Source organism: Aliiroseovarius salicola (assembly GCF_027891095.1).
Classification (GTDB): Bacteria; Pseudomonadota; Alphaproteobacteria; order Rhodobacterales; family Rhodobacteraceae; genus Aliiroseovarius; species Aliiroseovarius salicola.
Genome location: NZ_JAQIIO010000001.1, coordinates 268,707 through 292,948 on the forward strand (window position 1 = coordinate 268,707; position 24,242 = coordinate 292,948).

The 24,242-nt window shown below is 57.1% G+C and carries 25 protein-coding genes and 1 riboswitch; of the genes, 15 read left to right on the top strand and 10 right to left on the bottom strand.

Features of this window, described 5'->3' with window-relative positions; genetic code table 11:
• Positions 1–11: 11 nt before the first annotated feature.
• Positions 12–1,325 carry a calcium-binding protein gene (locus O2N63_RS01365; protein ID WP_271052275.1) on the bottom strand — a complete coding sequence of 438 codons (1,314 nt, stop codon included), beginning with the start codon at positions 1,323–1,325 and terminating at the stop codon, positions 12–14.
• Positions 1,326–1,500: 175 nt separating this feature from the next.
• On the opposite strand from O2N63_RS01365, the gene O2N63_RS01370 reads away from it, so the two are divergent.
• The 4 genes from O2N63_RS01370 to pnp all read left to right on the top strand — a co-directional run bounded on the left by O2N63_RS01370 (position 1,501) and on the right by pnp (position 5,164).
• Positions 1,501–1,806: a DUF5665 domain-containing protein gene (locus O2N63_RS01370; protein ID WP_271052276.1), complete on the top strand. Its 306-nt coding sequence runs from the start codon at positions 1,501–1,503 to the stop codon at positions 1,804–1,806.
• Between the two features lie 141 nt (positions 1,807–1,947).
• Positions 1,948–2,217 carry a 30S ribosomal protein S15 gene (gene rpsO / locus O2N63_RS01375; RefSeq protein WP_271052277.1) on the top strand — a complete coding sequence of 90 codons (270 nt, stop codon included), beginning with the start codon at positions 1,948–1,950 and terminating at the stop codon, positions 2,215–2,217.
• Positions 2,218–2,344: 127 nt separating this feature from the next.
• Entirely contained in the window at positions 2,345–2,719 is a 375-nt protein-coding gene (locus tag O2N63_RS01380; RefSeq protein WP_271052278.1) for a hypothetical protein, read from the top strand.
• Positions 2,720–3,013: 294 nt separating this feature from the next.
• Positions 3,014–5,164 (top strand): polyribonucleotide nucleotidyltransferase, encoded by a 2,151-nt coding sequence (pnp, locus tag O2N63_RS01385; RefSeq protein ID WP_271052279.1) that lies wholly within the window; start codon positions 3,014–3,016, stop codon positions 5,162–5,164.
• Positions 5,165–5,248: 84 nt separating this feature from the next.
• Here the strand turns inward: pnp and O2N63_RS01390 are convergent, their stop codons facing one another.
• From O2N63_RS01390 to O2N63_RS01400, 3 genes are all read right to left on the bottom strand, one after another.
• Entirely contained in the window at positions 5,249–6,019 is a 771-nt protein-coding gene (locus O2N63_RS01390; RefSeq protein ID WP_271052280.1) for a hypothetical protein, read from the bottom strand.
• 251 nt (positions 6,020–6,270) lie between these two features.
• Positions 6,271–7,863 (bottom strand): phosphoglycerate dehydrogenase, encoded by a 1,593-nt coding sequence (gene serA / locus O2N63_RS01395; protein ID WP_271052282.1) that lies wholly within the window; start codon positions 7,861–7,863, stop codon positions 6,271–6,273.
• A gap of 145 nt (positions 7,864–8,008) precedes the next feature.
• The gene (locus O2N63_RS01400; RefSeq protein WP_271052283.1) at positions 8,009–9,151 is read right to left on the bottom strand and encodes a phosphoserine transaminase; all 1,143 of its coding nucleotides are present in this window, start codon (positions 9,149–9,151) and stop codon (positions 8,009–8,011) included.
• A gap of 268 nt (positions 9,152–9,419) precedes the next feature.
• On the opposite strand from O2N63_RS01400, the gene serB reads away from it, so the two are divergent.
• A complete protein-coding gene (gene serB / locus O2N63_RS01405) occupies positions 9,420–10,298 on the top strand; it encodes a phosphoserine phosphatase SerB (protein ID WP_271052285.1) in 879 nt (292 codons plus the stop codon).
• Between the two features lie 18 nt (positions 10,299–10,316).
• On the opposite strand, the gene O2N63_RS01410 is transcribed toward serB, so the two are convergent.
• Positions 10,317–10,748 carry a 6,7-dimethyl-8-ribityllumazine synthase gene (locus O2N63_RS01410; RefSeq protein ID WP_271052286.1) on the bottom strand — a complete coding sequence of 144 codons (432 nt, stop codon included), beginning with the start codon at positions 10,746–10,748 and terminating at the stop codon, positions 10,317–10,319.
• Positions 10,749–10,844: 96 nt separating this feature from the next.
• Positions 10,845–10,972, bottom strand: a riboswitch (FMN riboswitch).
• A gap of 47 nt (positions 10,973–11,019) precedes the next feature.
• Between O2N63_RS01410 and O2N63_RS01415 the strand changes: the two genes are divergently transcribed.
• Positions 11,020–11,778 carry a TSUP family transporter gene (locus tag O2N63_RS01415; protein ID WP_271052287.1) on the top strand — a complete coding sequence of 253 codons (759 nt, stop codon included), beginning with the start codon at positions 11,020–11,022 and terminating at the stop codon, positions 11,776–11,778.
• A gap of 132 nt (positions 11,779–11,910) precedes the next feature.
• On the opposite strand, the gene O2N63_RS01420 is transcribed toward O2N63_RS01415, so the two are convergent.
• Positions 11,911–12,897 carry an asparaginase gene (locus tag O2N63_RS01420; RefSeq protein ID WP_271052791.1) on the bottom strand — a complete coding sequence of 329 codons (987 nt, stop codon included), beginning with the start codon at positions 12,895–12,897 and terminating at the stop codon, positions 11,911–11,913.
• A 270-nt stretch (positions 12,898–13,167) separates the two neighbouring features.
• On the opposite strand from O2N63_RS01420, the gene O2N63_RS01425 reads away from it, so the two are divergent.
• The 3 genes from O2N63_RS01425 to O2N63_RS01435 all read left to right on the top strand — a co-directional run bounded on the left by O2N63_RS01425 (position 13,168) and on the right by O2N63_RS01435 (position 15,545).
• Positions 13,168–13,695, top strand: a complete 528-nt coding sequence (locus tag O2N63_RS01425) for an invasion associated locus B family protein (protein ID WP_408629773.1) — start codon at positions 13,168–13,170, stop codon at positions 13,693–13,695.
• 145 nt (positions 13,696–13,840) lie between these two features.
• Positions 13,841–15,037 carry a 23S rRNA (adenine(2503)-C(2))-methyltransferase RlmN gene (gene rlmN / locus O2N63_RS01430; protein WP_271052288.1) on the top strand — a complete coding sequence of 399 codons (1,197 nt, stop codon included), beginning with the start codon at positions 13,841–13,843 and terminating at the stop codon, positions 15,035–15,037.
• A 304-nt stretch (positions 15,038–15,341) separates the two neighbouring features.
• Entirely contained in the window at positions 15,342–15,545 is a 204-nt protein-coding gene (locus tag O2N63_RS01435) for a hypothetical protein (protein WP_271052289.1), read from the top strand.
• Positions 15,546–15,610: 65 nt separating this feature from the next.
• Here O2N63_RS01435 and O2N63_RS01440 read toward each other — a convergent pair whose 3' ends face one another.
• Positions 15,611–16,453: an LOG family protein gene (locus tag O2N63_RS01440; RefSeq protein WP_271052291.1), complete on the bottom strand. Its 843-nt coding sequence runs from the start codon at positions 16,451–16,453 to the stop codon at positions 15,611–15,613.
• A 182-nt stretch (positions 16,454–16,635) separates the two neighbouring features.
• On the opposite strand from O2N63_RS01440, the gene O2N63_RS01445 reads away from it, so the two are divergent.
• From O2N63_RS01445 to O2N63_RS01470, 6 genes are all read left to right on the top strand, one after another.
• Positions 16,636–17,235 carry a GntR family transcriptional regulator gene (locus O2N63_RS01445; protein WP_271052292.1) on the top strand — a complete coding sequence of 200 codons (600 nt, stop codon included), beginning with the start codon at positions 16,636–16,638 and terminating at the stop codon, positions 17,233–17,235.
• Between the two features lie 9 nt (positions 17,236–17,244).
• Positions 17,245–18,168 (top strand): threonine/serine dehydratase, encoded by a 924-nt coding sequence (locus O2N63_RS01450; protein ID WP_271052293.1) that lies wholly within the window; start codon positions 17,245–17,247, stop codon positions 18,166–18,168.
• Between the two features lie 108 nt (positions 18,169–18,276).
• Entirely contained in the window at positions 18,277–19,104 is an 828-nt protein-coding gene (gene dapD, locus O2N63_RS01455; RefSeq protein ID WP_271052294.1) for a 2,3,4,5-tetrahydropyridine-2,6-dicarboxylate N-succinyltransferase, read from the top strand.
• Between the two features lie 21 nt (positions 19,105–19,125).
• On the top strand, positions 19,126–19,377 hold the full coding sequence (locus tag O2N63_RS01460; RefSeq protein WP_271052295.1) for a hypothetical protein: 252 nt from the start codon (positions 19,126–19,128) through the stop codon (positions 19,375–19,377).
• 109 nt (positions 19,378–19,486) lie between these two features.
• Positions 19,487–19,864: a hypothetical protein gene (locus tag O2N63_RS01465; protein ID WP_271052297.1), complete on the top strand. Its 378-nt coding sequence runs from the start codon at positions 19,487–19,489 to the stop codon at positions 19,862–19,864.
• Complete coding sequence (locus O2N63_RS01470; protein WP_271052299.1) at positions 19,864–20,508, top strand: HAD hydrolase-like protein; 645 nt, start codon at positions 19,864–19,866, stop codon at positions 20,506–20,508. Before O2N63_RS01465 ends, O2N63_RS01470 begins: the two co-directional genes overlap by 1 nt.
• Positions 20,509–20,765: 257 nt before the next feature.
• Here the strand turns inward: O2N63_RS01470 and O2N63_RS01475 are convergent, their stop codons facing one another.
• The 3 genes from O2N63_RS01475 to O2N63_RS01485 form a co-directional block, all read right to left on the bottom strand.
• Positions 20,766–21,359, bottom strand: coding sequence for a hypothetical protein (locus O2N63_RS01475; protein ID WP_271052300.1), 594 nt, complete (start codon positions 21,357–21,359; stop codon positions 20,766–20,768).
• Positions 21,360–21,451: 92 nt separating this feature from the next.
• A complete protein-coding gene (locus tag O2N63_RS01480; protein ID WP_271052302.1) occupies positions 21,452–22,606 on the bottom strand; it encodes a Hint domain-containing protein in 1,155 nt (384 codons plus the stop codon).
• A gap of 113 nt (positions 22,607–22,719) precedes the next feature.
• Complete coding sequence (locus tag O2N63_RS01485) at positions 22,720–24,117, bottom strand: Hint domain-containing protein (protein ID WP_271052304.1); 1,398 nt, start codon at positions 24,115–24,117, stop codon at positions 22,720–22,722.
• Positions 24,118–24,242: the final 125 nt, after the last annotated feature.

The following is a 24,242-nucleotide window of genomic DNA, read 5'->3' on the forward strand; positions in this document are numbered from 1 at the left end:
ATTTATAGAGTTCATGCGAAGGCTTCGGTCATGATCTCAACCCTGATATCGGTAAGTGTGGCATTGGGGGCGCCCTGAAGCACCGCAACCACTTCGCCGTCAACAGTCACCACAGCATCTTCGCCATTTGCAGATGTTGATACATCAAGATCAATCGCACCGGGGTCTGTATCCGGGTTCAATGTAACGCGCAGAAAATCTTCACCCGAAACGAAATCTGTCACATTTGCGTGCCCCTCTCCTGTGTCATGATCGAAATACATATGGAATGTATCAGCCCCAGCCCCACCCGTCGCGACGTCTGCACGGTCGAAGATCAGGGTGTCGTTGCCTTCACCACCATCCAGCGTGTCTGAATCATTGTCGATATGCCAATCGAAGTTGCTACGCTCTGCACCGCTGTCTTCCATCGCATGCCCCAGATGATCGAGTACATCATTCCCGGCGTCACCATCCAGAAGGTCAGATCCATAGCCACCTGAAATCTGGTCGGCACCCCCACCACCGGACAGAACGTCATCATCTTTGCCAGTGCCCATACCATCATGTTCACCCCCAAATATCAGATCAACACCATCCCCGCCGACGATGGTGTCATTGCCATCACCGCCATCCAGATATCCAGAGAGCTCATCATGATCTGCGGTATAAGCCCCAATAATCTTGTCGTCGCCATCACCGCCAAACACCGCGGCAGGCGCAGCGCCGACAGTGATCTGGTCATCCCCATTACCGCCGAAGGCAAAACTTGCATCATCACCTGTCGCGATCGTGTCATTTCCGCCCTGGCCATCAATCACACCAACAAGACCCTCTTCTTCAAGCTGGATCAGCGGCGTGCCATAGAAAAGATCAAGTGCGCCCTCGGAGGGTTCCCCATCGCTGGACCCGGTGAATTCGTCATCACCATCCCCCAGCAGCATTGGATCGGCGTCACGCGAGACATTCTCATACTCGCTCAATCCGTAGATTGCGTCGGATTGTTCTGACAGCAAATTGTCCAGCAAGGTTGCATCAGGTCCAGATGGAAGACCTTCGCTGGGCTGATCAACCGGATTGAGGATATCACCGACCACATCTTCGTCTTCGGCCACATCGTCGATATCGGGATCGTCATTACTGTTAGCCTTGTCAGCACTTTCAGCCTTGTCAGTCCCGCTGTCTGCCTCGACCGATCCGCTGATGAAATCGCCAACGTCCTGCAGCGTGCTTTCATCCGGATCCTGATAGGCCTCATCCGGCTCAACTTCCTCAGGTCCTTCAAAAAACCCATCAGCAAGAAACGCCGCCGGAACCAAACCGAGAAACAACAAACCTAATATCATCTTGGCACCTGTAACCTGCAGCCCACACAATATACTAAAACCTTGGCGAGAATCGCTAAGGGACACACAGCCGCTCAGAGACATCCTATCAAGCCGAGTGCAATTCAATAGAAATTATTAGCGACAATTTGAACAAAAACCCTTTAAAAATAGGGAAATGGTTAACGGAGACACCATGCAGGACCAAGAGCAAAGCAGCGACAGATCCGACCGCGCCACACTGAGCACGGAAGTGCGCGCCCTTCGTGAAGAGGTACGGCGGCTGAACAACCACCGCTTCATCCTGTTGCATGACAGCCTGTGGAAGTTGGGCCTGTTTCAGCTCTATCGCGGGCTGGCTTTTGGGTTGGGGTCGGTGCTGGGCGCGACGATCCTTGTGGCGATTGTCGTCAAGATGCTGTCATCCATCGACTTCATCCCGGTCATCGGCGATTGGGCCGGTCAGGTGATCGAACATCTGAACACGGTCGGAGATCCCTGATCCGCAATTTCCTTTGCGTTTTGGGAAGAATCCCCCTATACGCGCGCATCGGCTTTGGAAACGGGGCCGGTATCTCCATGGGCCTTGCTGGACGACATCCCGGCACGCGCCATCCACTCTAACCTTGTAAAGGAGACCCCGATGTCGATTACTGTTGAAGAAAAAGCCCGCCTGATCAAAGAGTTCGGCACCAAAGAAGGCGACACTGGTTCGCCCGAAGTTCAGGTTGCCATCCTCTCGTCGCGCATCGCGACCCTGACCGAGCACTTCAAAACCCACAAGAAGGACAACCACGGTCGCCGTGGCCTTCTGAAAATGGTTGCTCAGCGTCGTAAGCTGCTGGATTACACCCGCGCGAAAGATGAAGCCCGTTATCAGGACCTCATCAAACGCCTCGGCCTGCGCCGCTAATCGCTCCGATATTCGGAATGATGCGCCCGTCTCGAAAGAGGCGGGCGTTTTTTGTTGCGCCCGCACTCAGTTGAGTCGAACTTGAGCACAATTTCTATTTCAATGAGTGACTTGAGGAGATGCCAGTATGAACACAAAAGAATACGCTGCGATGTCTGAGCTGTTCGAGCATGGCAAACTTGAAGAACTGGATACACGCCTGAAGCCCTACATTGAGCAAGATGATCCCGATGCATTGTTTCTGGCTGCGCATTTTGAGCTGGATGAAGCAGTAAGTGGTGAAGCATTCGACGCGCGGCGTGTTCAAACCCTGGTTAACTTATCTTCGCGAGGGCATGCACGATCCCAATATATACTGGCTTGGATGTTTCGCATTGGTGATGAAGGGCTTGAACAATGCAATGAGAAATTTCTGCTCTTGCTCGGCCAAGCGGCGCTATCAGGGGACGATGCGGCGATCAATGATTTCAAAGCTCAATTCCGCATTGAATTTAATGAGTAACCAGCCACCCAAATCGCAATGGTGGTGCGAACAGTCGGATCACCTTTAGCGCCGATTTGAGCGCAGCAGTGCGGTCTTCTTCCTGCCCTAGATAAAACGCACCACATCCCGCAACAAACCTGCACCCAAACCGCACCCTCTTCCCAAAGCACTTGAATTCCTGTATGGCGCAAACATCTGAGACGTTGTGCCCGACCCCGGCACTCGAAAAGATAGAAGGGGTCGGCGGCAATGGGGCCGCCATTGAAACGGGAGACCCGGAGGGCCGGGAGTGCTCCCAACTAGGAAAACATGATGTTTGACGTAACTAAAAAATCGATGGAGTGGGGCGAAGAGACCCTCACTCTGGAAACGGGCAAGGTTGCCCGTCAGGCCGACGGTACCGTGATCGCCACTCTGGGCGAAACTTCCGTTATGGCCAACGTGACCTTCGCGAAGGCACAGAAGCCCGGTCAGGACTTCTTCCCGCTGACGGTTCACTATAACGAAAAATACTATGCCGCTGGTAAGATCCCCGGTGGCTTCTTCAAACGCGAAGCGCGTCCGACCGAAAAAGAGACGCTGACCTCGCGTCTGATCGACCGTCCGATCCGCCCGCTGTTCGTCCCCGGCTTCAAAAACGAAGTTCTGGTGATCTGCACGGTGCTGAGCCACGACCTTGTCAACGATCCCGACATCGTTGCGATGATCGCTGCTTCGGCTGCGCTGACCATTTCGGGCGCACCCTTCATGGGTCCGATCGCCGCTGCACGCGTTGGTTTTGAAGACGGTGAATACGTTCTGAACCCGACTTGCGACGACATGCACCAGCTGCGCAACAACCCGGACCAGCGTCTGGACCTTGTTGTGGCCGGCACCAAAGACGCCGTGATGATGGTGGAATCGGAAGCCTACGAGCTGACCGAAGCCGAAATGCTGGGCGCTGTGAACTTCGCACACCAGGAAATCCAGCCGGTTATCGACCTGATCATTGATCTGGCCGAAGACGCCGCGAAAGAGCCGTTTGACTATCAGCCCGCTGATTACTCGGACCTCTACGCTGCTGTGAAAGCCGCTGGCGAAGACAAAATCCGCGCCGCTTACGGCAACACCGACAAACAGGAACGCGTTGCGGCCCTGTCGGTTGCCAAAGAGGAAATCGTTGCCGCTCTGACCGAAGAGCAGCAGGAAGACGAAAACCTTGGTTCGGCCCTGAAGAAGCTGGAAAGCTCGGTTGTTCGCGGCGACGTCGTGAAAACCGGCAAGCGCATCGACGGTCGTGCTCTGGACACCGTCCGCCCGATCGTTTCGGAAGCAGGTATCCTGCCCCGTACGCACGGTTCGGCCCTGTTCACCCGTGGCGAGACCCAAGGTCTGGTTGTGACCACTCTGGGCACCGGCGACGACGAACAGATGATCGACGCGCTGACCGGCACCTACAAATCGAACTTCATGCTGCACTATAACTTCCCGCCCTACTCGGTCGGCGAAGTGGGCCGCTTTGGTTTCACCGGTCGTCGTGAAATCGGTCACGGCAAGCTGGCATGGCGTGCGCTGCAGGCAGTTCTGCCATCGGCCACCGACTTCCCCTACACCATCCGCGTTGTGTCCGAGATCACCGAGTCGAACGGCTCGTCCTCGATGGCATCGGTTTGTGGTGGCTCGCTGTCCATGATGGACGCGGCTGTTCCGCTGAAAGCTCCGGTTGCTGGTGTGGCCATGGGTCTGATCCTAGAAGATGACGGTTCGTACGCTGTTCTGACCGACATTCTGGGTGACGAAGATCACCTGGGCGACATGGACTTCAAAGTGGCTGGTACCGAAGACGGCATCACGTCCTTGCAGATGGACATCAAGGTCGCAGGCATCACGCCCGAGATCATGGAGAAAGCTCTGGAACAGGCGAAAGCCGGTCGTTTGCACATCCTTGAAGAGATGGGTCAGGCGCTGACCGAAGGTCGCCAGGAATTCTCGGCCCACGCCCCGCGCATCGAAACCATGAACATCCCCACCGACAAGATCCGTGAAGTGATCGGTTCGGGCGGTAAGGTGATCCGTGAGATCGTTGAAGTGTCGGGCGCCAAGGTCGACATCAACGACGACGGTGTGATCAAGATCGCCTCGCCGAACGGTGATGCCATCAACAAGGCTTACGAGATGATCCACGCGATCGTCGCAGAGCCGGAAGAAGGCGCGATCTATAACGGTAAGGTCGTGAAGATCGTCGATTTCGGCGCCTTCGTAAACTTCTTCGGTAAGCGTGACGGCCTCGTGCACGTGTCGCAGATCGAAAACCGTCGCCTGAACCACCCGTCGGACGTTCTGAAAGAAGGTCAGGAAGTGAAAGTCAAACTTCTGGGCTTTGACGACCGCGGCAAGGTGCGCCTGTCGATGAAAGTTGTCGATCAGGAAACCGGCGAAGAGGTTGCTCCGGAGCCGAAGAAGAAAAAAGACGAAGACGCGTAAACCGCACTTCGTTCTCTAACGGAAAGCCCCGGTGGAAACACCGGGGCTTTTCATTTAAGCGTTCTGACCTGACTTCGAATTGTTTTAGCAACCCGTTGCGCTGCCAACCTTATAAAACTGCGGCTTGGACGAGAAGAGCTTGGTCAGGAATGCCAGCCGGTTGGGCACGGCGTCTTTCACCCCTGATTCAACAGCTGCTGGCAGGCGTCCGGGCGTGCGCGTCATGGCATAAGCAAACAAGGCCGTTTCCGCCATGTCTTCTCCGTTCGGGTTGTTCTGAGCATATTCCGTCAGAAATCCTCCATCCCGACGTTGCGCTTTTTCCCAGGCAGAGCTGCGCGCATATTCCGCATCCAGCGTTGCATGAACGCTTTCATGAAACACTGTTTCCTCAAGATCATGGGTCGAGATACGCTTATTCATATTCTCGGAATAGAGCACAAAGAAATGGCCCATATCTTCGGAAAAGGCACTTTCGTCCCCTTTCAGGATCACCACGTGATCAAGCTTGCTGCGCATAAAGCTGGGCAATTTCCCAATCGCCTCGGCGGCATGGGTCGCATAAGTCGTTGCGCTGCTTCCCAGCGACGGGTGGACCCAGATGTCAACCGAGGCACCATCGCTATAGATCGCATCAAATTGGATCGTGTTGTCCACCATCAGCGGACCGCCGCGCTTGTCCGGCATTTCCGCCTGTGCTCGCCCTTTGGGGCGCAGGCATTCATAGACCGAAGGGTCCGAGGTTTTGATGAACTCCAAATCATTGGACACAACTGAATTGGGGTAAAGTGTTTCCGCGTAAAGTGGCGCACAAAGCGTGACTGCGAACAGCCCGACCGGAAGAGAAAACTTCATGGCAATACTCCAATATAAATGAACTACTGCGATAATACCGGCGCACGCCCCTGATCTGTCAACAACCAAGCCTCTGGCAACAGGTAGACTGATCATGAAACAAACAGTCGTGGGGTTTAACAACGCCCGGTATTGGGTCACACCGCCGCCTGAGCTCAGTCCAATTCGGGCCTTCCGGTTCCCAAAGCCAGGTGAGCCACAAAAAAAAGCCCCGGACCAATGCCGGGGCCTTTTCGATAATTTACATAGGCTTACACGTCAAACGCCAGCGGCGTGATCGAGTTGAACATACCGGTGTCATGCAGGGCTTCGCGCACCTCTTCCGGCACCGGAGCATCCACATAGAGAAGCGCAATCGCGTCTCCGCCGGCCTCTTTCCGGCCCAAGGTGAAGTTGGCGATGTTCACGCCACGCTCGCCCATGGTCTGACCCAGGGTGCCGATAATGCCGGGGATGTCATTATTGGTGGTGTAGAGCATGTGGTTGCCGATCTCGGCGTCGATATTGATGCCTTTGATCTGGATAAAGCGCGGTTTGCCATCCGAGAACACGGTACCCGCAATCGAGCGTTCGCGATGTTCCGTCACCACGGTCACCTTGATGTAACCATCAAACGAGCCACCTTTTGCCTGCGTGGTGGTCGAGGTTTTGATGCCGCGATCTGCTGCGACAACCGGGGCCGAAACCATATTCACATCAGGGGTTTGCGGCTTCATCAGGCCTGCGATCACAGCGCAGTCGAGCGCCTTGAGGTTCATCTCACTCGCGACACCATCATACAGGATGTTCACCGCTTTGATCGGCTCATCGGTCATTTGACCCACAAATGCACCAAGATGTTCAGCCAGTTTGATCCATGGGCCCATGACCTTGGCCTCTTCGGCAGTCACCGACGGCATGTTCAGCGCGTTTTGCACGGCACCGGTCAGCAGGTAATCCGACATCTGTTCTGCCACTTGCAGGGCAACGTTTTCCTGCGCCTCGGTGGTAGCGGCGCCAAGGTGCGGGGTGCAGACCACGTTGGGCAGGTTGAACAGTGGGTTTTCCTTGGCGGGTTCTTCGGCAAACACGTCGAAGGCCGCACCAGCCACATGGCCCGACTTGAGCAGATCAGCCAGCGCCTCTTCATCCACCAGACCGCCACGGGCGCAGTTGATGATGCGAACACCTTTCTTAGTCTTTTCAAGAGCTTCTCGCGACAGGATGTTCTTGGTCGCATCCAAAAGCGGCACGTGAAGAGTGATGAAATCGGCGCGCGGGAGCAGCTCTTCCAGCTCGACTTTTTCAACGCCCATGCTGTCAGCTTTTTCCTGGCTGAGGAAGGGGTCGTAGGCGACCACTTTCATCTTCAGACCCAGCGCGCGGTCGCAGACGATGCCGCCAATGTTGCCCGCACCGATCACGCCGAGCGTCTTGTTGGTGAGCTCAACACCCATGAATTTCGACTTTTCCCATTTCCCTGCATGGGTTGAAGCGCTGGCCTCGGGGATTTGACGCGCTACGGAGAACATCATCGCAATTGCGTGCTCGGCAGTGGTGATCATGTTGCCAAACGGCGTGTTCATCACGATCACGCCTTTCTTGGAAGCGGCTGTTTTGTCTACGTTATCCGTCCCGATCCCGGCGCGGCCAACCACTTTCAGGTTGGTGGCAGCTTCCAGAATGGTTGGGGTCACCTTGGTGGCCGAACGGATTGCAAGACCATCATATTGACCAACCAGCTCGGCCAGTTTTTCTTTGTCCTTGCCAAGCTCCGGCATGAAATCCACATCAATTCCACGGTCGCGGAAAATTTGCACGGCGGTTTCCGAGAGCTTGTCGGAGACGAGAACTTTGGGGGCCATGACGCGGCTCCTTTTCTTTAAAGTTTTTAAAGGCCGCGGACCCGGAACTTTAAACTTTTTATGGCCTGAAAGGCGAAAGTTTAAAGTCTTTAGAGGGTCCTGCGTTTCATCTTCAGAAGGATCCTTAGCGGATCAGGGTGTCAGATCAGAGTGCAGCGATTTCCGCTTCAAACGCCCAGTCGAGCCATGGCATCAGCGCTTCGACATCCGAGGTCTCAACGGTGCCACCGCACCAGATCCGCAGACCGGCAGGCGCGTCACGATAAGCACCAACATCCAGCGCCACACCTTCGGCTTCCAACCGCTTGGCAACCGCCTTGGCGAAAGTCGCACCGTCAGTAATCCGATCATCGGTGAACTTCAGGCAGACCGAGGTGTTCGACAGGGTGGCCGGGTCATGAGCGAGGAAGTCGACCCAATCGCGCATCTCGACAAAATCCGCCACCGCCTTGGTGTTGGCATCTGCACGGTGGATCAGGCCCTCAAGCCCTCCAACCGAACGCGCCCAATCCAGCGCAAAGAGGTAATCCTCGACCGCCAGCATTGACGGCGTGTTGATCGTTGCACCGGTGAAGATGCCTTCGATCAGCTTTCCACCTTTGGTCAGGCGGAAGATCTTCGGCAGCGGCCATGCAGGCGTATAGCTTTCCAGACGCTCAACGGCACGGGGGCTCAGGATCAGAATGCCGTGGGCGGCTTCACCACCCAGAACCTTCTGCCAGGAGAAGGTCGTCACATCCAGCTTGTCCCAAGGCAGGTCCATCGCAAAGGCGGCGGAGGTCGCATCGCAAATGGTCAGACCTTCGCGGTCCGCCGGGATCCAGTCGCCGTTCGGAACCCGCACGCCCGAAGTGGTGCCGTTCCAGGTGAAAACAACATCATTGGTAAAATCAACCGAGGCCAGATCCGGCAGCTCGCCGTATTCGGCGGTCTTGGCGACAGCATCAAGCTTCAGCTGCTTCACAACATCCGTGACCCAGCCCGAGCCGAACGATTCCCACGCCAGCATTTCCACGCCACGCGCGCCCAGCAAAGACCACAGCGCCATTTCAACGGCACCGGTGTCGGAGGCCGGAACGATGCCGATCTTGTAATCTGCGGGAATGCCCAGCACCTCACGGGTGCCTTCGATTGCCGCTTTCAGCTTGTCTTTGCCGATGGCGGCACGGTGCGAACGTCCGAGCGCAGCACCGGACAAAGCTTCCAAATTCCATGTGGGGGGTTTGGCACAGGGGCCAGAAGAAAACCGCGGATTCGCCGGGCGGTTCGCCGGTTGCTGAGTAGCCATTGATGCTATCCTTACAGATAAATGCCCTTCGTTGGGGAAGGGTGTCCCACTGACCGAAATAAGGGGCGAATTTGTGCTGCACAAGCAAAATAATGTCGGATTTGCATTTCGATAGGTCGATTTCGGGCGCAAAATGACCACTATCGGAAACTTTCGTACCGCACCGGGACGCCAGTTTCACAGCCAACCTGCGCATTTCATCTTGTGAACCGCCCCGGATTCGCCGCATGAGAGGGGCAGGTAAAATCGCAGTCCAAAGGCCCGCTCCATGTTTATTGCAACACTTCTTGCCGCCCCCATCGCCCGCAATCTCGACCCGGCTCTGGTCGAAAACCTGCGCAATGCATGGGGTGGTGGCGATGCGATCTGGCTTGCGGCGGATGAGGCGGCAGAATTTCCATTGGATCGCCTGCCCGACAATCAGTGGGAGGTCTGGGAAGACCTTCAGGACATGGGCATCGACCTGATTGTGCTGCCCGCCGAGGGACGCCGGAAAAAGATGCTGCTGGCGGATATGGATTCGACCATGATCCAGCAGGAATGCATCGACGAGCTGGCCGATGAGGCGGGCGTCGGCGAGCGGGTCAAGGACATCACCGCCCGCGCCATGAATGGCGAGCTGGATTTCGAAGGAGCGCTGACCGAGCGCGTGGGGCTTTTGAAAGGCCTGCCGGAAAGCGTGATTGCGGATGTGATCGAAAGCCGCATTACTCTGATGCCGGGTGGCAAGGCGCTGCTTGCAACGATGAAGGCCAACGGGGCTTACGCGGCGCTCGTCTCGGGCGGTTTCACTGCGTTTACCGGCCATGTGGCAGGGGCGCTTGGTTTTGACGAAAACCGTGCCAATACGCTCAATGTCGCGGATGAGGTGCTGACCGGCACAGTTGGTATGCCCATTCTGGGGCGCGAGGCCAAGGTGCAGGCCTTGAAAGAGATTTCCGCGCGGCTTGGTCTGGACCACACAGAGGTCATGGCCGTAGGGGACGGCGCCAATGACCTCGGTATGCTCGGGCTGGCCGGTGCCGGTGTCGCCCTACACGCAAAGCCGTCAGTGGCCGCCGAATGTGACATCCGAATCAACCATGGCGACCTGACCGCGCTGCTCTACATTCAGGGCTATACGCGTGAAGAGTTTGCGGGGGTATAACCCCCGCATCCCATTGTTCTAGCTTATCTCTGCATGGAGTGCGCTGATCTGAAGCGCAGCCTCTGCGGCCTCACGCCCCTTGGTCACAAAATGCTCCTTGTAGATCTCGATATGATGATCCGTGGGCTGGAAATGATGCGGGGTGAGCGAGACCGACAGAACCGGCACGCCGGTGTCAATTCCTGCCTGCAGCAAGCCGTCCACCACCGAAGCGGCCACGAAATCATGGCGGTAGATACCCCCATCCACCACCAGAGCAGCGGCGGCAATCGCGCCATATTTGCCCGATTCCCCTAGCTTTTTCGCCAGCAGCGGCATCTCGAACGCGCCGGGCACGGTGAAAACATCCACCTGATCCGGACTGATCTTTTCCTGAAATCCTACCAAAGCCTGATCGACAATATCCGCGTGCCAGGCGGCTTTGATGAATGCGTAACGGGTGTGTGTCATCGTGTTTCCTTTCTTCATCAGACACGTCACCCAAGGCGCAAACGAAGAAAGGGGGGCACATTCGCCCCGTCTGCGCGCCCGAACCGGCGCGCCCTTACCCGCTCTCTTCCATCCGGACTATCACCGTCGGCCCCGGAATTTCACCGGATCTGCTGACACCCGAAATGGGCCGCTCGCGGGCTATAACCGCCGGTGGGGAATTGCACCCCGCCCTGAGAACGGGCAAAACCTGACACGAGTTTCCCTGTGTGGCAAGAAGCAGAGCAAAAAAATGATCGAAATCTCCTTTGACCTGTTTGCTCTGCTGCTTGGCGCTGCCTTCATCGCCGGGTTCGTGGATGCGATTGCCGGAGGGGGTGGTCTGATAACCGTGCCCGCTTTGCTGCTTGCCGGTGTGCCGCCGGTCACCGCACTTGCCACCAACAAGGTGCAGGGATTGTTCGGCGCAGGCATGGCGGCAATCACCTATGCGCGGGCGGGCCATGTGAACCTGCGCCGCCAGATCCGCCCGGCAATCTTGTCCTTTGCAGGCGGTATCCTTGGCGCGCTTCTAGCCTCTTCCCTGCCTACAGATCTGATCCGCATGGGGCTGCCTGTTTTGCTGATTTCTGTGGCCCTGTTCTTTGCGCTGAAGCCGGGGCTGGATGATGTGGACAAGCATGAACGGATTTCGCCTTTCCTGTTTTCCCTCACCTTTGTGCCTGCAATCGGGTTCTATGATGGCTTGCTTGGGCCCGGAACCGGCGCGTTCTTCATGCTGGGTTTCGTAAGCCTCGCGGGCTATGGCATCCTGCGTGCCACGGCGCATACCAAGCTGTTGAACTTTGCCTCCAACATCGGCGGGCTGGCAGGGTTTGCCCTCGTCGTCCAGCCGCTGTGGCTGTTGGGTCTGGCGATGGGGGCTGCGCAAATCGCGGGCGCATGGCTCGGCTCTCACCTCGCCAGCAAAATCGGTGCGAAATTGATCAAGCCGGTGCTTGTCATCGCCTCGTCAGTCTTGGCCATCAAACTGATCAGCGAGTGGTTCTGAGCCTTTTTCTTGCCTTAAATACCTCGGGGTGAGCCGCGTATGCGGCGAGGGGCAGAGCCCCTGCCCGACGCCACGCAGCAATAAAACGGCACGCAGCAATAAAACGTGCATTTGACGCAATGCACCCCTGCTTTACCCAGCCCAAAGCTCCGCAACCGGACGAATACCACCGGTATCCTCTCCGGCCCGGCTCAGGATGCGCGGAGCGAGGCGCTTTTGCACCATCGGATCTGACGGATCAGCGACACCAAGACGCGCAAGGATCGCCGCAATGGCACATTCAGAGGCGCGGGTGGAACCATCGCTGATTTTCAGCGCCACGCCCAGCTTCTGTTCTGGCAGGATTGCAATGAAAAAGGCTTCTGCGCCGGTTTTCACCGCCACTTTACCCGGCGTGGCCCGCATTAGTTCAGTGCAGGCGCGCCCTTCGCCTGCCACCAGATCCGGGTGCGCCATCATCGCCTCGCGCAAGCGCACCATGGCGCTGTCACGGGCAGACCGTCCCTCCTCCGCCGCAGCAAATGCGGCCATGGCGCGGCCCATGCCCGACAGAGAGGTCGCGAAATTCGGGGCAGAGCAGCCGTCGATACCAAATCCGGGGGTGTCCAACCCGGTCACCTCTTCAAACGCCAATTTCGCCGCCTGTTGCACCGCATGATCCGGGTTCACGTAATCGGCAATATCTGCCCCGAGATGGCGCGCAAGGGTCAGAAAACCCGCATGTTTTCCCGAGCAATTGTTGTGAATACGGCAGGGCTTTTCGCCCGCACAGATCAATGCCTTTTTTGAGGGTCTGTCGTCCGGCAGCTGCGGACCACAGCAAAGATCATCCTCTCCAAGCCCCATATCGCCCAACCAGTTGCGCACGCGATCAGTATGGATCGCCGCCCCATCGTGGCTGGCGCAGGCCAAAGCAAGCTGCTCTGGCGTCAATCCGGCCGCATCCGCCGCACCGCTTTCCACGAGCGGCAGGGCCTGAAGCATTTTGGCCGATGAGCGCGGCAAAATGATCTCATCCGGGTTGCCCCAGCTTTCGATCACCTCTCCGTTTGCATTGACCACCACGGCATGGCCCCAATGCTGACTTTCCATGAACGGTCCGCGCCAGATTTCCACCAAACGCTCTGCTGCTTTTGCCTCGTTCACCCGTTTTTGCTCCTTCAATCCGAACTCTGCCGACACCCGCGCCTTAGAAACACGCAAAAATCCGCCACTTATTCAAGCTCCGGGGCTTTCACAATCCCGGCAATTCACGTTAGACTATGTGCCGTAGGTTTGAAATGCCCGCACGCACCCGAAAGCAGATGAAGACCGCACCAGACGGTCGGGGCATCACGCTGGGGGCACCACGGGGCAAGAGGCAGGAACAGCTTGGAGGCTGTAACGGACATGAAACAAGTGATCGCAGCTGCGATAGGCGCCCTGATGATTGGCGCCATCAGCACAACAGACGCATTGGCACAGGAAAGCACCAACCGCGTCGCCGCTAACACGGACTGGAGCATTTTTGTCGACGACAACCCCACCGAATGCTGGGCCGTGTCATCGCCGAAAGAGACCGTGAACACCAAGGACGGCCGGGCCGTGGCGGTGAACCGTGGTGATATTCTGCTATTCGTCAGCTATCGCCCCGGTGCCAACGTCAAAGGTCAGGTGTCATTCACGGGCGGTTATCCTTTCGCAAAGGAATCGTTCGTTTCACTGACTGTGGGCAGCAATTCCTACCAGCTGTTCACCGACGGTGAATGGGCCTGGGCCGCCCCCGCTGATGATGCCAAAATCATCTCGGCGATGAAGCGCGGTGCCAAGGCTACTCTCGAAGCAAGATCATCGCGCGGCACAAAAACCAAAGATACGTTTTCTTTGCTGGGTTTCACCGCGATGGTGGATGAAGCGGGCAAGCGCTGCGGCGGCTGAATCTCTATCCAGTTTCGTAAAAGATTTCCCCTGCCCGACCATGTCCCGGGTGGGCATTTGACCTGTGCAGACTGCATGGCTGATGGGGTGACAAGCTATTTGTGCTAGGCTATAGACTGCTGTCTTCTATCACAGGAACACGCGCATGGACCCCAAATCGCAAACCCCAATCACGCAGGACGTGAAGGTTGCCCCCCGCATTCAGGCCCCGGCGGCCAAGCCGAACCTTGTTGGCATGACCCGCGACGCGATGCGCGCGGCACTGATTGAGATGGGCACGCCTGAGAAACAGGCCAAGATGCGGGTGAACCAGATCTGGCAGTGGATCTATCAATGGGGCAAACGCGATTTTGCCGATATGACCAACCTTGCCAAGGCCTATCGCACCGAACTGGCGGAGCATTTCGTGATCGAAATCCCGGAAGTGGTCTCGAAGCTGGTATCAGAGGATGGCACGCGCAAATATCTGGTGCGGATTGCCGGCGGGCATGAGGTTGAGGTTGTTTACATCCCCGAAGAGGGGCGCGGCACGCTGTGTATTTCCTCGCAAGTGGGCTGCACGCTGACCTGTACTTTCTGTCATACCGGTACGCAGAAACTGGTGCGCAACCTGACCGCGGCCGAGATCATTGGCCAGGTCATGATGGCGCGGGACGATCTTGAGGAATGGCCCGTGCCCGGTGCGCCCAAGGATGAAACCCGGCTTTTGTCGAATATCGTGCTGATGGGCATGGGCGAGCCGCTTTACAACTTTGAAAACGTGCGCGATGCGATGAAGATTGCGATGGACCCGGAAGGGATCCAACTCTCGCGCCGCCGCATCACGCTGTCGACCTCAGGCGTCGTGCCCGAGATTGCCCGCACCGCCGAAGAGATCGGCTGTCTTCTGGCGATTTCCTTCCACGCCACCACGGATGAAACCCGTGACGTACTGGTGCCGATCAACAAGCGCTGGAATATCGAGGAATTGCTGGGGTCACTGGCGGCCTATCCCAAGGTGTCGAACAGCGAGCGGATCACCTTTGAATATGTGATGCTGGACGGTGTGAATGACAGTGACGAGGACGCGCATCGTCTGATCGACCACATCAAGCGCCACAATATCCCCGCCAAGATCAACCTGATCCCGTTCAATGAATGGCCCGGCGCGCCTTACAAACGATCCTCGAACAACCGGATCCGCGCCTTTGCCAACATTATCTATCAGGCGGGCTATGCCAGCCCGATCCGCAAGACACGTGGGGATGACATCATGGCGGCCTGTGGCCAGTTGAAATCAGCCACGGAACGTGCCCGCAAGTCGCGTAAACAGATCGAGGCTGAGGCGGGTCTGTCTTCTTAACGGATCATCTGGACGATGAGGAGGAAGCGAGGGCGCTGCCCTCGCGCTCCCGAAAGCGTTTCGGTTTTGTTCCAGAATGGTGAAAACTGAAACGCCGCGGAAGATATCAATGTCATGGGCGTTTCGAAACAAACATGTACGTCATGTTTATCCCGAAACGCTTAGGATATTTTTGGCAAGAGGAAGAGATGCGCGTCGATTGATGCCGGATTTCAAACAATTGCCACGATTGTGCTGAATTTGCGCCATCTGCGAGGGCAAATGTGACCTTAGGGTTAACATCTCGCAAAAGAGGGCTGGGCAGATGGAACACACCGACACCAAGGAAATGGAAGCACTGGTCCAGTTTTTGCGCAAAGAACGTGCAAAGGTCACAAATTTCCGGGCCTTCAAGGCGCGGCTTCGCAACTATGGATATTGTATTCGCCGTGAAGCGGGTGAGTTGACCATCCACAGCCTTCCCTCACGCGAAATGATCTGCCCAGTGCCGCGGGAATTGCTTGGCTGACCACCAATGCGAGTTCCACAAACGCCCCCGATCACAGATCAAGGGGCGTTTGTGGGCCCGGGAACTTAACGCCCCGGCAGCACGTCGCGCGTTTGACCGGCGCTTTCCCAGTTATCGATGGCCTCGATTGCAGCTTCGGCGCTGTCGACAAAACGGAAGAGTTCCAGATCTTCCGGGCTGATCGTGCCCGCATCCGACAGCGCATCCCAATTGACGATCTTCATCCAGAAATCCGTGCCAAACAGCAGGATCGGCAGACGGTTCATCCGGCCCGTCTGCACCAATGTCAGCGTTTCGAAAAGTTCGTCCAGCGTTCCGAACCCACCGGGGAACACCGCAATCGCTTCTGCGCGCATCAGGAAATGCATCTTGCGGATCGCAAAGTAGTGGAAGTTGAAGCAAAGATCCGGCGTCACAAATTCATTCGGTGCCTGTTCATGTGGTAGCACGATGTTCAGGCCGATCGACACGCCGCCGGCGTCTAATGCACCGCGGTTGCCTGCCTCCATCACGCCGGGGCCACCACCGGTCACAACCACATGCTCCTTGCCGCCTGTGGCAAGAGACCGTTCAGTCAACAGCTTGGAAAATTCACGCGCCTCTTCGTAATAGGCGGACAGATCGGCGAGCGTCTGGGTGCGTGCACTGTCTTTCTTGGCCGGTTCGGGAATGCGGGCCCCGCCGAACAGCACTACGGTGCTTTCGATCCCATATTCCGACATCATCAATTCGGGCTTTAGCAGTTCCAATTGCAACCGAACCGGGCGCAGCTCTTCGCGACACATGAAATCCTGATCGTCATAGGCAAGACGATAGGCAGGCGCCCGGGTTTGCGGCGTATCGGGCGTGTGATGTGAGGCTTCACGGTCCTGGCGCGAACGGCGCAGGGGATGGCGTTGTTCCGTCATGAAATATCCTGTTCAATACTCGTTTCTTCCCAGTGTTAGCCCTTGCTGGCCCAAGTGACCAGTCACGGCAGGTCACCATCTGGTGCAATTTTCTGCCGAAATTGCAGGGGAACCTTCTGAAAATATCGTCTTGCATCCTGCCGTCGTGAGATTTTATCTATTATCTCGGAAATGAGGGACAAATGACCGCAACCATCGCTGACACGATTTATCAGGCGCTGAGCCAACAGATCATCTCGGGCCAGCTTGAGGCCGGAGAGAAACTGCGTCAGGACCATATCGCCAAGGATTTCAACACCAGCCATGTGCCGGTGCGCGAGGCGTTGCTCCGGCTTGAGGCGCATGGGCTGGCGCAAAGCCAGCCACGGCGGGGGATGCGGGTGACCGCCCTTGATCCGGGTGAAGTGCGCGAGGTAATTGACATGCGCGTCGTGTTGGAAACGCTTGCGCTTTCCCACGCCATTCCGCGCCTTCTGGCGGCGGATATCAAACATATCGACGAAGTTCGTATCGCCTGCGATGCGGCGGAAGACATGGCCTCCTGGGAGGCCAGAAACCGCAAGTTTCACCGGGCCATCCTGACCCCCTGTGCCATGCCGCGCCTGCTGTCCACCATCGACGATCTGCATATCGCGAGCGCGCGCCACCTGTTTGCCCATTGGAAACATCGCTGGACGCAACGGGCAGATATGGACCATGCTGCCATACTGCAGGCGATGAAAAAACGAGATGTCGATGCGGCCTGTGATATCCTCACCCGCCATCTGCGACGTGTGCGATAAGGATCACAAATGAACTGGGCCGATGAAATCACCGCCGCCGCCAAGCGGATCACCCCTTATGTGCTGCGCACCCCTATCGCTACCGTCAGATTGCCGGGGCTGGATCACCCGGTCGAAGTGAAGTTCGAGCAGATGCAACATACCGGCACGTTCAAAGCACGCGGGGCGTTCAATTCGCTTCTGTCCAGTGATGTGCCCAAGGCTGGGATCGTAGCCGCGTCTGGTGGCAATCACGGGGCGGCCGTGGCCTATGCCGCCAGTCGGCTGGGTCATACCGCTGCGGTGTTTGTGCCCGAAATGGCAGGCCCCGCGAAGATCGAGCTGATCCGCCGGGCAGGTGCCGAGCTGCATGTGGTGCCGGGGGCCTATGCAGACGCGCTGGACGCCGCAATTGAATACGAACAGGCGACCGGGGCGATGCAGATCCATGCCTATGACGCCATCGACACGCTGGCGGGGCAAGGCACATTGCTGCGCGAGTGGGAAGAACAGGGGCTTGAGGCCGATACGGTATTGATCGCCGTCGGTGGCGGCGGGTTGATCGGTGGGTCACTAGCATGGACGCAGGGCAGTCGCCGGATTGTCGCGGTTGAGCCGAAAACCTCCTGCGCATTGAATGCCGCCCTTTCAGCGGGCAGCCCCGTGGACGTGGATGTGTCGGGTATTGCCGCCAACGCCTTGGGGGCCAGACGGATCGGCAGCCTGTGTTTCGATCTTGCCCAACAGCATCTGCACAAAAGCGTGCTGGTCACGGATGATGCCATTGCGCATGCGCAACGTCTCTTGTGGCAATCTCTCCGCCAATTTGTAGAGCCAGCCGGGGCAACCGCACTGGCTGCGCTTCTCTCCGATGCCTACCGCCCCGACCCTGACGAGCGTGTCGCGGTCCTGATTTGTGGGGCAAATCCGGCGCCAGATCCGTTTTCCGGATGAATCTGGCGCAATCAGGTCGATAATCCGTCGTTTTGGCAATTGAGCGCAGGCTACAGGACCTTTATACGCGTTTGAAAATTGACCGACCGGAAGGCCAGGGAGAATACCATGTCAAACGCCCAACTTGAAACCGCCATCGAAGCCGCGTGGGATGCCCGCGACACCATCACCCCGTCGACCGGTGGGGAAACCCGTGAAGCGATCGAAGACACGCTGAATGCACTCGACAGCGGCAAATTGCGTGTGGCCGAAAAGCTGGAAAATGGCGACTGGCATGTAAACCAATGGGCCAAGAAGGCTGTACTTCTGGGCTTCCGCATCAAGGACATGGAATTCCATGATGGCGGCCCGCAGGGCGGCGGCTGGTGGGACAAGGTCGACAGCAAATTCAAAGGCTGGGGCGATCACGAGTGGAAAGAGGCCGGCTTCCGCGCCGTACCGAACTGCGTTGTGCGCAAATCGGCCTATGTGGCTCCGGGCGCCGTGCTGATGCCATCCTTTGTGAACCTCGGTGCCTATGTGGACGAAGGCACCATGGTCGACACCTGGGTGACCGTGGGCAGCTGCGCACAGATCGGCAAGAACGTACACCTGTCGGGTGGCGTTGGGATCGGTGGCGTGTTGGAGCCGATGCAGGCCGGCCCGACCATCATCGAGGACAACTGCTTTATCGGTGCGCGTTCGGAAGTGGTCGAAGGCTGCATCGTGCGCGAAGGGTCTGTGCTGGGCATGGGCGTCTTTATCGGCCAGTCGACCAAGATCGTCGACCGTGAAACCGGCGAAGTCATGTATGGCGAAGTACCCGCAGGGTCCGTCGTGGTTGCAGGCTCCATGCCGTCGAAGAACGGCGTCAACCTTTACTGCGCCGTAATCGTGAAGAAGGTCGATGCAAAGACCCGGTCGAAAACCTCGATCAACGATCTTCTGCGCGACTAAGATAAAGGTTTCTATCTGCCAATGATTATCGCGTGCATCGCGGACAATACGGGGCGCGCCGGGCCACATGCACGGCGCGCCCTGGCCATTCTGGATCTCGGGTGTGTTGTCGGGTTCGGAGTGCTTTGCTTTGAGCCGCTTCTTTTGCTTATCTACCTTTTCGGAATTGGAACGCTGGGCGCGACCATCCTGATAACACTATTCGCCTTGCCGCTGATTGTGTTGGCGATCCTCGCTTTGCGGGCGTTCCACCCGACCAGCGAGACCAGCTGACAGGAAGGCTGCTCATCATTTGGGAAGTTTGAACGTTCCGCAAATCGTGCAGGGCTGGACCTTGGGCCGGTTTTTCGGCATGTGGGGAACAGACAGACAGGAGCGCCACATGTCCGAAGAAACGAAACCCGCAAAGAAACCCAAGAAAAAACATCAGGTCTACACGCTTCTGGTCGAGGTGGGCCGCAAGGATGGTGATGGGTTGCCGGAAGGTGCCACCGGCGGTGCATTGGTCTGTTATGCCTCGGGTGTGGATGAGGCTGAGGCGGTTCGTGAAACCGTTGCCATTCTGAAACAGGCTGAGCTCGCGCCCCTGGACGTATCCGGCTATGGATCGCTGGATGAGCGTCTGGCCGAAGGGCATGATATTCCCCCGGAAGAACGCAAGCTGATGGGCCGTGCACTTGAGGAAAACAGCGTGATTATCGCCCAGATGACCCCGTTTTTTGACGGGGAACGTCTGGATGATGCAGCAGGGGAAGCGTGATGCGTCAAGCCGGGAGCAGTGTCTATTGGGACCTCGATGGTACGCTGACGGACCCGAAGAAGGGTATCACTGAAAGCATCCAACACGCCCTGCGCGAACTGGATCTTCCGGTGCCGCATGTGGATGAACTGACTTGGTGTATCGGCCCCGCTTTGGTCTGGAGCTTCGACCGGCTGGGGGCGCCTGATCCTGAGGTGGCCCTTGACCACTATCGCTCGGTCTACACCAGCAAGGGGTTGTATGATTGCACACTATATAAGGGCATTCTGGACGCGCTGGCTGTGATCGGGGCAAAAGGCCCCATGCATATCGCCACGGCCAAACCGCATTCCTATGCAAAAAAGATCACCGCGCATTATGGCATTGCGCCATATATGACCCATGAATTTGGCCCCGAGCTTGACGGCACCCGCAACGACAAAGGCGAGCTTTTGGCCCATGCGCTAGAGATCACGAGGGATGATCCGGTGCGCTCGGTTATGGTTGGCGATCGCCATTATGATCTCAAGGCGGCGCGTGATGTTGGGATGAAATTCATCTCGGTTGGTTGGGGATATGGTGGCAACGATGACCTGTCCGGCGCAGATGCCCATGTGAATTCTACTGCCGAACTGGCTGGTGCTGTAGCGGATCTGATTGGGTGAACAGGGCGACGCCCTGCACTCTCAGATCCCCACGCAGAAAACCAGAAAACCAGAATACTAGTTTTCTAGTTTTCTAGTTTTCTAGTTTTCTAGTTTTCTAGTTTTCTAGTTTTCTAGTTTTCTAGTTTTCTAGTTTTCTAGTTTTCTAGTTTTCTAGTTTTCTAGTTTTCTTCGAAATGCGCTCCCTAGGGATTGTGTCAATCCCTGAAGGTTTCGCGGCTTACCATGGCAATGATTGAAGGGCTGTTTTCAACGGTTCAGCTTGGATCAATCACCACAACAAAGCTGTCAGGCAGATCGTTTTCCGGTGCAAAAAGTATGGTCAGCGGGATCTGCATCGTGGCAGATTTACCATCCGCCGCGATCACCCCATTCGCCTCAACCACCTCAGGGCCGGCCACGGTGATGGTGATATTGCGCCCGGTAAAGGCCTGCATCATTCCGGCCATCATTTGCGGGTCCATACCCTGTTGATCCATATCGCTGCTCATGCTGTCCAGATCAAAGGCAATCTTGATATTACCGTTTTCCAGACGCTCCAGTGCAAATCCATCCCCCATATCCATCGGGTTTTCTGGGTCAGACGATCCTTCCTTCAGCTCGGCGATGATATTGTCGATCGTGTCGGTTTCTTCGATGGTGCACAGATAGCCGCCATCGGCCTGCACTTCGCCTACCCCTTCTTCACAAGGGTCTTCGCCCGAGGCTGCGATCATGCCATAAAGCTCTGGCCCCATACGCATCACCGCGTTCATGCTTGCGTTCTCTTCGTCCTGAATGGTGAGGGTCATGTCGGCGTCGAAACAGGCCGCAAGCGGCAAGATGAGCAGTGCGAGGAACAGCTTCTTCATGGAAAATCTCCTTTTCGCCCGCTGGTGCGCAGCAGGGATCAATATGTGATTTCTCCAAGGCTACGCCCCGGACCACACAAAATCCAGCACGATCAGGCGTAAAGTTCGGTGACCAGATTGCGAGCTTCAAACCGGGTCAGAGTTGGCGTTGGCATCAACTTGTGGATCGGCACATTGAGCGGTGCCATCTCTGACAGAACCGTTGTGCGCAGCATGTCCGGGACAATAGGCCCGACAAACAGGCTTTCGACGCATAACCCCTGCGCAGACAGGCATTCATGGCTGTCGAGAAGTACGGCGTGATAGCGGATCAGCGGCCCACATTCGGCCCAGCTTGCCCCCCGGAAATGACGCAGGTGTTGCGCCTGGATCATCACCGAATCCTGTCCATAGAGATACTCGGCCTCGCCACCCTGCATCACCAGACGCTGTTGCGGGCCAAGCACCAGGTCACTTGTCAGACCGAGAAAAGGTGCGTGCAGGTGCAACGGGCGCATCAAACCCATCGCAGGCACCAGGCGGCTGACCACTCGGCGCACCGGCTTCATCACGTTTTCGCTGGTCAGCACCATGTCCCCTTCACACAGGTTCTCTACCGGGCGCAGGCCTCTCGGTGTCTTGACCAGACTGCCGGTTGCAAGCCCCGGCGCAAGGCCCACAGGTGCAACACCATGGGCCACGCCAAGAGACAGGATCTGGCCATCTCCAGCCTCAACGCCATCACCGCGTACCAGCCTTTCCGCATCTCCAAGCGGCAGCGGCAGTGGGTCGCGGAACCGGGTTTGATGGATGGTTTCCGCCTCAAGATGCTCGACGCTAAGGATGCCCGTCCGATGAGGCGCATCCCAGCTATAGGTCACGCGTAGCTCTGTTTCGCCGATGACCGGGGTGATATGCACCGACACCCGACGCAATTCCTCGCCCTGCACCATGTCGACAACCAGTCGATCCTCGCCCGGCCGATAGGTGATCATCATGCCCCGCAGCCAGCGATCGCGCGCACCATAGCGCATGAGCGTTGCATCGCGGCCCGGCCAGGCATCCACCCTGACTTCAACCACAATCGATCCGCAAGTGACAAGATCATCCGAGGTCGGATTAGCGCCGAACAAAGGTGCGGTTTCCGGCCTGCCCGGCTCTGGCAACCCTCGCTTATCAAAAAACGATTTCTCTCCGGATGCCGCACCCAGCCAGATCACGGGACCGGCTGACAGGACTTTGCGTCTGGCGGTTGGTGAACGGGTCACGCCACACCCCCGGTCTCGCGCCGCGCCTGAACAAAACCGGTCCCCCTTGTGGCGTCAAACAAGACGCTGTGAGGAATAAGATAATCAGATTTGAACATGTCTATTTTCATAAATCAGGCCGCATGGACCGTGGCTGCAAGGAGCTGCGCTTCATAACTGCGCAGCGTTCTTCGGGCGGCGGGGGAATACCCTTCGCCGGTTTTTGGATCGAGGTCGGGAAAAATTTCGCAGATCTCATTGACCACCTCGAGATCAAGACTATCGGTCACTTGCGGACCGGGCAGGAAGCTTTCGGTTGCCAGACCTTGCGAATACACCATCTGGTGCTCGTCAAAGAGGATATGGACATATTCCACTTCTCCACCCTCAATGCGGCGCACGCTGCGATCATTGACCAGGTCTTTGGCAGCCACCAGAACCTCTGGCTCTGCAAACAGAAGATCGGCCAGCGCGTCACGGATCAGCACCCGGTGCTGCGGGGACAGGACTAATTTTCCGTGCCGACCAAATGTATTCGCGGCAATGTGAATCGGGGCAAACTTGCCGATTGCAGGCACTTTGCGACGGCCAATCCAGCGCAGCGGCTGTGCCCCGTTGTCATGGGTAAGGATCATGTCACCGGGGACAAGCGTTTCAATCGGCATCTGGCGTCCATCGCCCAGTTCGATCAGCGTGCCAGCCACAAAACAGGGGATCGAGTTCAGCGTAACCAGAGCCGTATCTGTAACGCCGTTTCCGGTTCCGTTACCAACGGTGTAGGAAAAAGCGACCCCGTCGATGTCCCCATCCCCGACAATGGTCAAGGTCCCGTCGGGGTTCAGAGTTACCTCTTCGCCTGTGGAAAGCGTGATGGTTGACCCAGCGGTGACGGGCTGACCGTCAATATGGGTGATGACAAGGGTCGCCTGGCTGTTGCCGGTGTCATTGGCCAGAACATCCACTGTGGCGGTCCCATCCGCCACCATATCAACCGTATCATCTTCAGCCACAATGGCTTGTGAATTGCCCGGCGCAGCGGACGCTGCAGCGCTATCGGAAATCGCAAAGGACGAAACCGTGTCGGATGCCGCAATTCGGATCGACGTCAATTCCCCAACCGGCACTTCCAGATCGACCCTGAGGGTCAGCGTTGTCTGTCCGGATGTGTCGCTGGCCTTCGAATTCCCACCGCTTTGATCACCCAGCGGCGCCCCTTGGGCATCCAGAATAGTGGCCTCGACCAACTCGCCGTTGACCAGAATTTCGACCACGTCACCAATATTGAACGCGTCGAACATATCGAGCGAGACCGTGGTTTCGATGTTGAAGGAAACCGTGGAACTTGTCGCGATGAAATCGACATCCAAACCTGAACCACCGTCCAGATTGATGGACTGACTGCCACCTTGGGTCTCCAAGGTCGCGGTCATGTCGGGATCGGTAAAGCTGGCCCCAACGACCAGAACCTGGTCCCCCAATATGGCCTGTGCCGTTTCCTCGGCAGTCAGTGTGTTTTGTGTTGGACGTGCCATATCCGCTCTGCCTCAACCTCATTTAAGAGGACAGGCGCAGAGAAAAAGGACGGCCAAGGGCCGTGGATTTCGTCTAACTGCATATCGAACCGACGCGCTTTTGCGCTTGTTTTTCAGCTCGTTGC

Coding starts and splice junctions, on each gene's coding strand:
- O2N63_RS01365 (WP_271052275.1), bottom strand. CDS start 1,325: ATGATATTAGGTTTGTTGTTTCTCGGTTTGGTTCCGGCGGCGTTTCTT.
- O2N63_RS01370 (WP_271052276.1), top strand. CDS start 1,501: ATGCAGGACCAAGAGCAAAGCAGCGACAGATCCGACCGCGCCACACTG.
- rpsO (WP_271052277.1), top strand. CDS start 1,948: ATGTCGATTACTGTTGAAGAAAAAGCCCGCCTGATCAAAGAGTTCGGC.
- O2N63_RS01380 (WP_271052278.1), top strand. CDS start 2,345: ATGAACACAAAAGAATACGCTGCGATGTCTGAGCTGTTCGAGCATGGC.
- pnp (WP_271052279.1), top strand. CDS start 3,014: ATGTTTGACGTAACTAAAAAATCGATGGAGTGGGGCGAAGAGACCCTC.
- O2N63_RS01390 (WP_271052280.1), bottom strand. CDS start 6,019: ATGAAGTTTTCTCTTCCGGTCGGGCTGTTCGCAGTCACGCTTTGTGCG.
- serA (WP_271052282.1), bottom strand. CDS start 7,863: ATGGCCCCCAAAGTTCTCGTCTCCGACAAGCTCTCGGAAACCGCCGTG.
- O2N63_RS01400 (WP_271052283.1), bottom strand. CDS start 9,151: ATGGCTACTCAGCAACCGGCGAACCGCCCGGCGAATCCGCGGTTTTCT.
- serB (WP_271052285.1), top strand. CDS start 9,420: ATGTTTATTGCAACACTTCTTGCCGCCCCCATCGCCCGCAATCTCGAC.
- O2N63_RS01410 (WP_271052286.1), bottom strand. CDS start 10,748: ATGACACACACCCGTTACGCATTCATCAAAGCCGCCTGGCACGCGGAT.
- O2N63_RS01415 (WP_271052287.1), top strand. CDS start 11,020: ATGATCGAAATCTCCTTTGACCTGTTTGCTCTGCTGCTTGGCGCTGCC.
- O2N63_RS01425 (WP_408629773.1), top strand. CDS start 13,168: ATGAAACAAGTGATCGCAGCTGCGATAGGCGCCCTGATGATTGGCGCC.
- rlmN (WP_271052288.1), top strand. CDS start 13,841: ATGGACCCCAAATCGCAAACCCCAATCACGCAGGACGTGAAGGTTGCC.
- O2N63_RS01435 (WP_271052289.1), top strand. CDS start 15,342: ATGGAACACACCGACACCAAGGAAATGGAAGCACTGGTCCAGTTTTTG.
- O2N63_RS01440 (WP_271052291.1), bottom strand. CDS start 16,453: ATGACGGAACAACGCCATCCCCTGCGCCGTTCGCGCCAGGACCGTGAA.
- O2N63_RS01445 (WP_271052292.1), top strand. CDS start 16,636: ATGACCGCAACCATCGCTGACACGATTTATCAGGCGCTGAGCCAACAG.
- O2N63_RS01450 (WP_271052293.1), top strand. CDS start 17,245: ATGAACTGGGCCGATGAAATCACCGCCGCCGCCAAGCGGATCACCCCT.
- dapD (WP_271052294.1), top strand. CDS start 18,277: ATGTCAAACGCCCAACTTGAAACCGCCATCGAAGCCGCGTGGGATGCC.
- O2N63_RS01460 (WP_271052295.1), top strand. CDS start 19,126: ATGATTATCGCGTGCATCGCGGACAATACGGGGCGCGCCGGGCCACAT.
- O2N63_RS01465 (WP_271052297.1), top strand. CDS start 19,487: ATGTCCGAAGAAACGAAACCCGCAAAGAAACCCAAGAAAAAACATCAG.
- O2N63_RS01470 (WP_271052299.1), top strand. CDS start 19,864: ATGCGTCAAGCCGGGAGCAGTGTCTATTGGGACCTCGATGGTACGCTG.
- O2N63_RS01475 (WP_271052300.1), bottom strand. CDS start 21,359: ATGAAGAAGCTGTTCCTCGCACTGCTCATCTTGCCGCTTGCGGCCTGT.
- O2N63_RS01485 (WP_271052304.1), bottom strand. CDS start 24,117: ATGGCACGTCCAACACAAAACACACTGACTGCCGAGGAAACGGCACAG.